The 9,521-nt window shown below is 67.3% G+C and carries 10 protein-coding genes; 1 reads left to right on the top strand and 9 read right to left on the bottom strand.

All coding sequences use genetic code 11. The features are described from left to right. Window positions 1–187 precede the first annotated feature (187 nt). The 3 genes from WI697_RS23875 to WI697_RS23865 form a co-directional block, all read right to left on the bottom strand. Entirely contained in the window at window positions 188–757 is a 570-nt protein-coding gene (locus tag WI697_RS23875; RefSeq protein ID WP_345960179.1) for an invasion associated locus B family protein, read from the bottom strand. A gap of 281 nt (window positions 758–1,038) precedes the next feature. Next, window positions 1,039–1,926 carry a universal stress protein gene (locus WI697_RS23870; protein ID WP_345960178.1) on the bottom strand — a complete coding sequence of 296 codons (888 nt, stop codon included), beginning with the start codon at window positions 1,924–1,926 and terminating at the stop codon, window positions 1,039–1,041. Window positions 1,927–1,959: 33 nt separating this feature from the next. Further along, a complete protein-coding gene (locus tag WI697_RS23865; RefSeq protein WP_345960177.1) occupies window positions 1,960–2,304 on the bottom strand; it encodes a cupin domain-containing protein in 345 nt (114 codons plus the stop codon). Between the two features lie 207 nt (window positions 2,305–2,511). Between WI697_RS23865 and WI697_RS23860 the strand changes: the two genes are divergently transcribed. Beyond that, the gene (locus tag WI697_RS23860; RefSeq protein WP_345960176.1) at window positions 2,512–3,681 is read left to right on the top strand and encodes a zinc-dependent alcohol dehydrogenase; all 1,170 of its coding nucleotides are present in this window, start codon (window positions 2,512–2,514) and stop codon (window positions 3,679–3,681) included. Window positions 3,682–3,753: 72 nt separating this feature from the next. Here WI697_RS23860 and WI697_RS23855 read toward each other — a convergent pair whose 3' ends face one another. The 6 genes from WI697_RS23855 to WI697_RS23830 form a co-directional block, all read right to left on the bottom strand. Continuing rightward, complete coding sequence (locus tag WI697_RS23855) at window positions 3,754–5,106, bottom strand: ammonium transporter (protein ID WP_062764332.1); 1,353 nt, start codon at window positions 5,104–5,106, stop codon at window positions 3,754–3,756. A gap of 313 nt (window positions 5,107–5,419) precedes the next feature. Further along, window positions 5,420–6,262 carry a TauD/TfdA dioxygenase family protein gene (locus tag WI697_RS23850; protein WP_082828545.1) on the bottom strand — a complete coding sequence of 281 codons (843 nt, stop codon included), beginning with the start codon at window positions 6,260–6,262 and terminating at the stop codon, window positions 5,420–5,422. Window positions 6,263–6,307: 45 nt separating this feature from the next. Next, on the bottom strand, window positions 6,308–7,072 hold the full coding sequence (locus WI697_RS23845; protein ID WP_322111336.1) for a class II aldolase/adducin family protein: 765 nt from the start codon (window positions 7,070–7,072) through the stop codon (window positions 6,308–6,310). Window positions 7,073–7,093: 21 nt separating this feature from the next. After that, on the bottom strand, window positions 7,094–7,864 hold the full coding sequence (locus WI697_RS23840; protein WP_062764328.1) for an ABC transporter permease: 771 nt from the start codon (window positions 7,862–7,864) through the stop codon (window positions 7,094–7,096). After that, the gene (locus WI697_RS23835; protein WP_345960175.1) at window positions 7,846–8,628 is read right to left on the bottom strand and encodes an ABC transporter permease; all 783 of its coding nucleotides are present in this window, start codon (window positions 8,626–8,628) and stop codon (window positions 7,846–7,848) included. Before WI697_RS23835 ends, WI697_RS23840 begins: the two co-directional genes overlap by 19 nt. Further along, window positions 8,625–9,518: an ABC transporter ATP-binding protein gene (locus WI697_RS23830; protein WP_345960189.1), complete on the bottom strand. Its 894-nt coding sequence runs from the start codon at window positions 9,516–9,518 to the stop codon at window positions 8,625–8,627. The genes WI697_RS23835 and WI697_RS23830 overlap by 4 nt, the downstream gene beginning before the upstream one ends. Window positions 9,519–9,521 lie beyond the last annotated feature (3 nt).

The following is a 9,521-nucleotide window of genomic DNA, read 5'->3' as shown; positions in this document are numbered from 1 at the left end:
GTGATCAGGCATCCCGTGACGCCGAGACCGAGGAGGGCCCCGATGGCCGTCATGTTCCCGCAATTCAGGAAGGAACCCGACTTCGCCATCGGTCTTGCCTCTCGTGTCGTCGGCCCGGCGGTCTGCGCCGCCGCCGTTCAGGTCTGTCGTCCGCAATTGCCCGGCCGCACGGGGCGGGCCTCTGAACTCACTTCACCGCGTCGAAGGCGGCGGTGAAATCGATCAGCATATGGGGGAAGGTCAGCACGGCGCCGTTGCCGGCGACGGCACGGACCGACATCACCTTGCCGGCGCGCATCGCTTTCAGAAGATCGCCGCTGAGCGGCAGGGCCGCGAAGCAGCCGCGGCCGTCGCAGGACCGCACGGTCACCGGCACCGGCGTGCCGTCATCCACCGCCAGGGTCACGGGCTCGGTCAGGGTCAGGCCGGTCGGCAGCTGCAGCACCAGCTCGGGCTTGCGGCTTTCGCCCGGCACGCTGACCACCGCCACCGACATCAGCTGGCCGTTATCGCTGTTGAACAGCCGCTGCTCCATGGTGCAGTCGGCCGCGGCGGCGCGCCCGCGCGACACGCAGGTCACCGTCCAGGCCGGGGCCGAGCCGTCCACCTTCTGCGGTTCGGCGGGGGCGGGGGCATCGGCCGGCTTTGCGGCGGGCGCGCTCTGCGCCACCGCGCCGGCGGTGCCCGCCAGGCCGAGGGTCGCCGCAAGCGTGGCGGCAAGAAGAACCAGACGGGCGGTGGAGCCGCGCTGCATCATCGTAAGGACGTCCCGGGAAGGATATGTCGGACAGGGGTCAACACGGGCCTGGTCAGGCCCGTGCCTCATCATCCTTCACCAAAGCTTTGCATCACGCAACAGTAAACCCCGATCGTCACACAACGGCTGTTAAGCTGTGCGCCAGATGATGCTTTACGCCCCGGATTTCCTGATTTTTAACCATATGAAGTGAAGGTCACATACCGCGTTTCATGTCGCGAATTCTGCTCTGCAAATGGCGGTTTACATGCGCCACGCCGCCGCTTGACGGCAGCTGCCGATCAGTGGCCGCGCGGCACGACCAGAACGTCGGGCTCCACCCTCGCCAGGATGCGTTTGGCCATGCTGCCCAGCACCGCCTCGGCCACCACGCCCTGGCCGCGGGTGCCCAGCACCACCAGATCGGCATGGTCGCGGGCCAGTTCAGTCGCCACCGCATCGTCTGCCGGCCCGGGCAGCACGATGCGCGTCAGCCCGTCGAGCCGGGCGGTCGGCACCGCCAGCGCGTCGATTTCATCCGTCAGCCGGCGTGCCGCGGTATCGCCATGCGCGCGGATCTGAACGGCCGGATCGGTCGAGATCTTCTGAAACGGGGTTTCGAAGGCGTGGATCACCGTGGCCGGCACCTCGGGCAGCAGGGTCAGCGCCGCCTCGGCCGCCCGGCGGGCAGGGGCCGAAAGATCGGTGGCGATCAGCATCCGGCGATAGGGGCCGGTCGCCCGCCGCCGCACCACCAGCACCGGCACGGCCGATCGGCGCAGCAGCCGGTCCACCGTATCGCCCAGCAGCAGCCGGCCCAGGGGCTCGCTGCGGGCAAGGCCGGTGACGATCAGATCGAAGCCGTCGTCTTCGGCGATCCGGCGGATCACCGCCGCCGGGTCGCCATCCGCCACCCGGGTGCGGATGGTGACGGGGCCGGACGGGGCGCCGATCTCCGCCAGCACGGCCGCCGGCAGATCGGCCAGCAGCCGGGCTTCGGCCTGTCGCAGCCGGTCTTCGGTGTCGATCTCTTCGGCAGCGTCGGCCTCGCTCACATGCAGCACCGTCAGCGCCGCCCCGGTCTCGCGGGCCAGCGCCACCGCCCGGTCGAGCGCCCGATCGCTGCGGGCGCTGAGATCGGTGGCGAGCAGAATGCGGGCAAGCGGATGGGGGGCGGCAGGGGTCGGCATGATGTCCTCCTTGGTCGCAGCGTCGGCTGAACCTTACCCCGCCCCCTCGCTGCCCGCCATCTCGGTGCCCAGATGCACCGCCAGCCACACCGTCGGCTGGTGATCGTCGGTCCAGCTGACCCGGTGGCGCAGCCGGGCGGGCAGCATCACATGGTCGCCCGGGCCGAGCACGGTTTCGCCCTGGCCCTCGATCAGCAGCCCGGCCGATCCGGTCAGCAGCAGCACCCATTCATCCCAGCCCTGATCGTACCACTCCCCCTCGGGCGTGGCCTGGCCCCACGACACGATCCGCTCGATGCGGATGCCGGGGCGGGTCAGGATCTCGGTGAAGGCCTCGTCGATCGAGCGGGGCGGCAGGGGTGAGAGCAGATTGGGCATCGGCGTCCGGATGATGTCGGGAGCGGATGGGGCGATCTCGCGGGGGCATGCTCCACTCCAGGCCGTGGCGTGGGCGCTGTCAACGGCTTTCGCATCTGCGGTATCGCCCGGCAGGGGCGGCCCGGGAACAGCCGGTCCGGCGCGTCGTTGTCGTCCAACGGGGCGCGGGTCGGCCGCGCCCCTCGTTCAACGCGAAACGAGGTCGAGATGAAGGCGCTCACCTGGCACGGCAAGGGCGATATCCGCTGCGAAACCGTTCCCGATCCCGCCATCGAACACGGCCGGGACGCGATCATCCGCGTCAGCTCCTGCGCGATCTGCGGATCGGACCTGCATCTCTTCGACGGGGTGATGCCGTCGATGCATCATGGCGACGTGCTGGGGCATGAAGCGATGGGCGAGGTGGTAGAGGTCGGGCGCGACAATCAGGCGCTGTCGGTCGGCGATCGGGTGGTGGTGCCGTTCACCATCTCCTGCGGCGAATGCTTCTTCTGCCGGCGGGGTTTCTTCTCGGGCTGCGAGCGCTCCAACCCCAATGCGGCCGATGCGAAGAAGCTCTGGGGGCAGTCCCCGGCGGGGCTGTTCGGCTACTCCCACCTGCTGGGCGGCTATGCCGGGGGGCAGGCGGAATATCTGCGCGTGCCCTATGCCGATATCGGGCCGATCCGGGTGCCGGACAGCATGCCCGATGAACAGGCGCTGTTCCTGTCGGACATCTTCCCCACCGGTTATATGGCGGCCGAGTTCTGCGACATCCAGCCCGACGACACCATTGCCGTCTGGGGCTGCGGGCCGGTCGGGCAGATGGCGATCCGCAGCGCCTTTCTGCTGGGGGCCGGCCGGGTGATCGCCATCGACACCGTGCCCGAGCGTCTGGCCATGGCGCAGGCCGCCGGGGCGCTGACGCTCGACTTCATGGCCGAGGACATCTACGACCGGGTTCAGGAACTGACCCGCGGCCGCGGCGCCGATGCCTGTATCGACGCGGTCGGCACCGAGCCCGAGACCAGAAGCGGGCTTGATGCCGTGATCGACCGGGTGAAGGTCGCAGCCTTCATGGGCACCGACCGGCCGCATGTGCTGCGTCAGGCGATCCAGTGCTGCCGCAATTTCGGCACGGTCTCGATCGTGGGCGTCTATGGCGGGCTGCTCGACAAGATCCCGATGGGCTCGGCGATCAATCGCGGCCTGACCTTCCGCATGGCCCAGACGCCGGTGCAGCGCTATCTGCCGCGGCTGATGGAGCTGATCACCTCGGGCCGCTTCGATCCCTCTTTCGTCGTCACCCATCAGGCTGGGCTGGATGCCGGGCCCGATCTCTACGCCACCTTCCGCGACAAGGCCGATGGCTGCGTGAAGGTGATGCTGCGGCCCTGACGAAAACCCCCGCCATCCGATGGATGGCGGGGGTTCCGGTTGTACTGACCAGCCCCTGGCGGGGCGGCGGGATCAGTTGTGGTAGGCGGCCTCGCCATGGCTGGACAGGTCCAGGCCCTCGGTCTCGGATTCCTTGCTGACCCGCAGGCCGACGATCAGATCGACGATCTTGTAGAGGATCAGGCTGCCGATGCCCGACCAGGCGATGGTGACCAGCACGGCCAGGATCTGGGTCCAGACCTGGTCGGCCATGGTCACGCCGTCGGCATAGCCGATGCCGCCGAGCGACGCGCTGGTGAACACGCCGGTGCCGACCGCGCCGACGATGCCGCCGATGCCGTGCACGCCGAACACGTCCAGGCTGTCGTCATAGCCAAGCTTGTTCTTCACCACGGTCACGAAGAAGTAGCAGATCGCCGAGGCGATGATGCCGAGCACGATCGCGCCCACCGGGCCGATCAGGCCGGCGGCCGGGGTGACGGCGACCAGGCCGGCGACGATGCCCGAGGCGGCGCCCAGCATCGAGGCCTTGCCGCGGGCGAGGCTTTCGATCACCACCCAGGCGACCAGCGCGCCGGCGGTGGCGGTGAAGGTGTTGATCATGGCAAGTGCGGCACCGCCGGTGGCTTCCAGGTTGGAACCGGCGTTGAAGCCGAACCAGCCGACCCACAGGATCGAAGCACCGACCATGGTCAGGGTCATCGAATGCGGGGCCATCATGTCACGGCCGAGACCGGTGCGCTTGCCGACCATGATGCAGCCCACCAGGCCCGCGATGCCGGCATTGATGTGCACGACCGTGCCGCCGGCGAAATCCAGCGCGCCCCAGGCGAAGAGCATGCCGTCCGAATCCCACACCATGTGGGCGATCGGGAAGTAGACGAAGGTGACCCACAGGATGACGAACAGCACCACCGCCGTGAAGCGCATGCGCTCGGCGAAGGCGCCGACGATCAGCGCCGGGGTGATGCAGGCGAAGGTCATCTGGAAGCAGATGAACACGTATTCCGGGATCACCACGCCGTCGGTGAAGGTGGCGGCGACGCTGTCCATGGTGACGCCGGCGAGGAAGGCCTTGTCGAGCCCGCCCCAGAACATGCTGGGGGCATCGCCGAAGGCCATCGAATAGCCCCAGAGCGTCCAGACGATGATCACCACGCCGGTGATCATGGTGCACTGCATCAGCACCGAGAGCATGTTCTTGGCGCGCACCAGGCCGCCATAGAACAGTGCCAGACCCGGCAGGATCATGAAGAGGACCAGGATGGTGGAGACCATCATCCAGGCGGTATCGCCCTTGTCCATCGTCACGGCGGCCTCGGTGGCCGCCTCTGCGGCTGCGGGTGCCGCATCCTGCGCCCAGGCCGGCAGCGCCGACAAGGCGAGGGCGGGCGCCGCAGCGAGTAGGGTTTTCAGGTGCTTCATTACTATCCCCTGGTCCTCGAGGAACTGCATGACTGCGAAGCGGTCGAAAGTCGGTCTTCATCGGCGGGCCGGACAGGCCCGGACGCGGCCACCGCCCCTTAAGGCAAACTTCGCGCCAATTTCGGAAGTCACGGAAAACTCACCCGAAAAACCCTGGTCGGCCACGGCGGTGCAGCATGGTGCACGCTCATTGAATGATCAGACGCCTAAAATGCAGGCAATTGTCACATATGGGCAGAGACGCAGATGCCGCCCCGTCCGGGCGAACGGGGCGGCATGCGGCGCAGCTTCTGCGGCGGGTGGACCCGGCCGGTCAGACCGGCCGGTCGGTCCCCTTGATCGTGGTCCGGTGCATGATCCGCCGGTACTTCACGTCGTCATAGGGGGTCGCCTTGTGCATGGTGCAGCGGTTGTCCCAGATCAGCAGATCGCCTTCCTGCCATTTGTGGCGGTAGACGAATTCGTCGGAAATCGCATGGGCGTTGAGCGTGGCGAGCAGGGCGGCCGCCTCGTCCGCCGGCAGGTCCAGGATCTCCTTCACGATATCCTCGCCCACATAGAGCGACAGCCGGCCGGTCTCGGGATGGGTGCGCACCACCGGGTGCACGACATCCGGGGTGGCGGCGCGCTGGGCATCGGTCAGCGGCTCGCGATCGCCGAAGGCCTTGTCGTAATAGCCGGCATAGGAATGCACCGCCTTCAGATGGCGGATCTTCGCCTGCATCTCGGGGTCGAGCGCCTCCCAGGCGGCATGCATCGACGAGAACAGGGTATCGGCACCTTCCGGCGGGCATTCGCGGGCGTAGAGCACGGATCCGAAGCAGGGGATCTCCAGATAGGACCAGTCGGAGTGCCAGTTCCAGCCCTCCTTGTGGTTGCCGATCGAGCGGCCGGCTTCCTTGACGTTGGACAGCACATAGATTTCGGGATGTGCCGTCGTCAGGTACTGGGTCAGCACGTGGATCTGCAGATCGCCGAAATGGCGCGAGAAGGCGACGTGCCGGGCCTCGGTCAGGTTCTGGCCGCGCAGCAGCAGCACCGAATGCGTGTTCAGCAGGTCGCGCATCTCCGCGACCATGGCATCGGAAATCGGCGCCGAGGCGTCGACGCCCAGGATCTCGACGCCGATCACGGGCGAGAGTTCCTTGATCTCCATGAGACTGATCCTTCCGTGCAGACGTGGGGGAATTGTCGGTCGTCGTCAGTCGGCGTAGCCGGGGGCCACGTCGTCGAGCAGGCGCAGGAAGCCCGGCCATTCGCGAAAGCCCGGGCGTTTGATGTCGCCGGCGAATTCGGTGAACTGGCGGGCGGCCTTTTCCGAGACCTCGGGCGGCGGCAGGGCCAGGCTGCCGCCGGATGCCGCCGCGGCCGCCTGGGCCTTCAGCTGGATCCGGGCCGCGCGTTCGAAGTAATAGGCCAGCATGAAGGCCTCGGGGATCGTCTGGCCCACGGTCAGGAAGCCGTGATTGCGCAGTAGCAGCACCCGGTGCGGCCCGATATCGGCCACCAGCCGGTCCTGTTCCTCCAGATCCAGCGCCACGCCTTCATAGGGGTGGATGCCGATCCGGTTGTGGAAATGCATCGCGAACTGGCTGACCGGCAGCAGCCCCTCGGGCAGGGCCGAAACCGCGGTTGCCGCGTCCGAATGCAGATGCAGCACGCAGATCGCATCGGCGCGGGCGCGGTGGATGGCGGCATGGATCACGAACCCGGCCCGGTTGACCTCGCCCGCGCCATTGCACAGCTTGTTGCCCTCAAGATCGATCTTGAGCAGCGAGCTTGCCGTGATCTCGCGGAAGAACATGCCATAGGGGTTGATCAGGAAGTGGTGATCGCTTCCCGGCACCCGGGCGGAAATGTGGTTGTAGATCAGGTCGTCCATGCCGAAATGGGCGACGAGGCGATAGCAGGCGGCCAGCTGACGGCGCAGCTCGTCTTCGGTCGCGGGATGGTCGGAGACGGACATCATGTCCTCGTTTTCAGGAAATCACTGCCACCAGACCAGCTTGCGGTCGACCCAGACCAGCAGCAGGTACAGGATCATGCTGGCGACCGATGCGGTGAGCACGCCGGCCCAGACCAGCAGGAAATCCACCTGCTGGGTGGCCTGAAAGATCACCCAGCCGATGCCGGCATAGGCGCCCAGCATTTCAGACACGATCGCGATCAGCACCGCGCGGACCACCGCGACCCGAAGCCCGTTCACAACCGAGGGCAGGGCCGCCGGCACCCGCAGCTTCATCATGATGGTGAGCGGCCCGGCGCCGAAGCTGCGCATCAGATTGATCGAGGCCTCTTCCGGCCGCTTCAGCCCGTGCAGCGTGTTGACCAGGATCACGAACCCCACCGCCAGCGTCACCATGGCGATCTTCGAGGCCGGGCCGATACCCAGCCAGATCAGCGCGAGCGGGGTATAGGCCACCACCGGCACTGAATTGATCGCCACCACCACCGGCATGACCGCGCGCTCGATCGGCGGCAGAAACACCATCAGCATGGCCAGCCCCACCCCGATGGCGGTGCCGAGCGCATAGCCGAGGCCCGCTTCATAAAGCGTCGCCTGCAGGGCGGTCAGCATCATCGGCAGGTCGTCGATGGTGGCGCCGAAGATGGCGGTGAGCGAGGGCAGCACATAGGGCTTCACGTCGAAGGCCCATATGGCGGTCTCCCAGATGCCGCCGATGACCGCCAGGCCCAGGACCACCGGCAGGACCCGCTCGCGCAGAACCGCGCCGATGTTCAATCCTGCCGCCACCATATGAACTTCCTTTCGAACAGGGAGACCACGGCATAGAGGGCGGAGCCCAGCAGGCCGCAGGCAAGGATGATCGCCCAGAGCCGCGGCACGGCTTCGGTGTACATCGCCTGGATCAGCATCACGCCCAGCCCCACCGTGTCGCCGAACCATTCGCCCACGATCGCGCCGATCAGGCTGAGCGAGATGCCGAGCCTGAGCGCCACCGCGATCACCGGCAGGGCGGTGGGGAAGCGCAGCTTGCGGAAGATGGTCCATTCGCCGGCGCCGAAGCTCTTCATCAGCGCCACCTTCTGCGGGTCGCAGCCCAGCAGGCCGCGATGGGTGTTCACGGTGACGGGGAAGAAGGTCACGTAGAAGGCGATGATCACCTTCGACAGGATGGTATTGCCGAACCAGATGATCACCAGCGCGCCGAAGGCGATGACCGGGATGGTCTGCGACACCACGAACAGCGGAAACAGCGCCCGCTCCAGATTGCGGGAATAGGCGAAGACCACGCCGCAGAAGATGCCAAAGGCCGATCCGGTCAGGAAGCCCAGCACGGTTTCAAGGAAGGTGCGGCCGGTGCTGCGCAGCAGATAGGACCAGACCGAGGCGGCATCGGCCAGCACCACCGACAACGGCGGGAAGAACGAGGCCGGGACCGCGAAGATCCGGGTGACGCCCTCCCAGAGCACGGCCAGGATGACGATGCTCAGGATCGGCAGCCGCACCGCCTGCCAGAGCTGCCTCGCCGGTCCGCCGGATGCCCGGGCGGCGCTCATCCCGCACCCCCGGTCGTGGAGACGAAGCTCTTGCGGGCTTCCTCCTCGATCGCGCCCAGCAGGCGGCGCTTGATGTCGATGAATTCGGGCGAGGTGACGATGCCGGCATCGCGCGGGCGCGGCAGCTCGATCACCTCGTCGCATTTGATCGTGCCGGGGCGGGCGGTCATCACCACCACCCGGTCGCCCAGGAAGATCGCTTCGTCGATGTCGTGGGTGATGAACAGCACCGTGCGCCGATAGCGCGCCCAGATGTCGAGCAGCCAGCGCTGCATCATCGCCCGGGTCAACGCATCCAGCGCGCCGAAGGGTTCGTCGAGCAGGATCATGTCGCGCTCGAACAGGAAGGTGCGCATCAGCGCCACCCGCTGGCGCATGCCGCCCGACAGCTGATGCGGATAGTGTTTCTCAAAGCCCTTCAGGCCGAAATCCGGCAGCATCTCCAGCGCCCTGGCGCGGGCGGCGGCCTTGGGCGTGCCCTCCACCTCCAGCCCCAGGATGGCGTTGTCGACCACATTGCGCCAGGCGAACAGAAGATCGCGCTGCGGCATGAACGACACCTTGCCCAGCAGGGCGCCATCGGCCATCGGCCGGCCATGCATCAGGATCGAGCCGTCGTCATCGGCCGGCAGCAGCCCGCCCACCATGTTGAACAGGGTGGATTTGCCGCAGCCCGATGGCCCGACCAGGCAGACGAACTCGCCTTCACGGATCTTCAGGTTGACGTTCGAGACCGCGGTCACCTGCGCCGGGCCGTCGCCGAACCGCTTCCACAGATTGACCAGTTCAAGCAGGGGCGGCTTCTCCCCCGCCACGGCCGGCGCCGCGGCGGGGGAGGAGACGGAAGACGACGAGGGTGCCATCGCGGTGCTGGTGGAGGAGGGGGGCATCAT

The organism is Tistrella mobilis (genome assembly GCF_039634785.1).
GTDB classification, from domain to species: domain Bacteria; phylum Pseudomonadota; class Alphaproteobacteria; order Tistrellales; family Tistrellaceae; genus Tistrella; species Tistrella mobilis.
Note: the sequence above shows the minus strand (reverse complement) of the source record. Positions and strands in the feature narration are given on the sequence as shown.

Excerpts from the sequence above, each read along its gene's own strand:
- WI697_RS23875 (WP_345960179.1), bottom strand. The coding sequence starts at position 757 with ATGATGCAGCGCGGCTCCACCGCCCGTCTGGTTCTTCTTGCCGCCACG.
- WI697_RS23870 (WP_345960178.1), bottom strand. The coding sequence starts at position 1,926 with ATGCCGACCCCTGCCGCCCCCCATCCGCTTGCCCGCATTCTGCTCGCC.
- WI697_RS23865 (WP_345960177.1), bottom strand. The coding sequence starts at position 2,304 with ATGCCCAATCTGCTCTCACCCCTGCCGCCCCGCTCGATCGACGAGGCC.
- WI697_RS23860 (WP_345960176.1), top strand. The coding sequence starts at position 2,512 with ATGAAGGCGCTCACCTGGCACGGCAAGGGCGATATCCGCTGCGAAACC.
- WI697_RS23855 (WP_062764332.1), bottom strand. The coding sequence starts at position 5,106 with ATGAAGCACCTGAAAACCCTACTCGCTGCGGCGCCCGCCCTCGCCTTG.
- WI697_RS23850 (WP_082828545.1), bottom strand. The coding sequence starts at position 6,262 with ATGGAGATCAAGGAACTCTCGCCCGTGATCGGCGTCGAGATCCTGGGC.
- WI697_RS23845 (WP_322111336.1), bottom strand. The coding sequence starts at position 7,072 with ATGTCCGTCTCCGACCATCCCGCGACCGAAGACGAGCTGCGCCGTCAG.
- WI697_RS23840 (WP_062764328.1), bottom strand. The coding sequence starts at position 7,864 with ATGGTGGCGGCAGGATTGAACATCGGCGCGGTTCTGCGCGAGCGGGTC.
- WI697_RS23835 (WP_345960175.1), bottom strand. The coding sequence starts at position 8,628 with ATGAGCGCCGCCCGGGCATCCGGCGGACCGGCGAGGCAGCTCTGGCAG.
- WI697_RS23830 (WP_345960189.1), bottom strand. The coding sequence starts at position 9,518 with ATGCCCCCCTCCTCCACCAGCACCGCGATGGCACCCTCGTCGTCTTCC.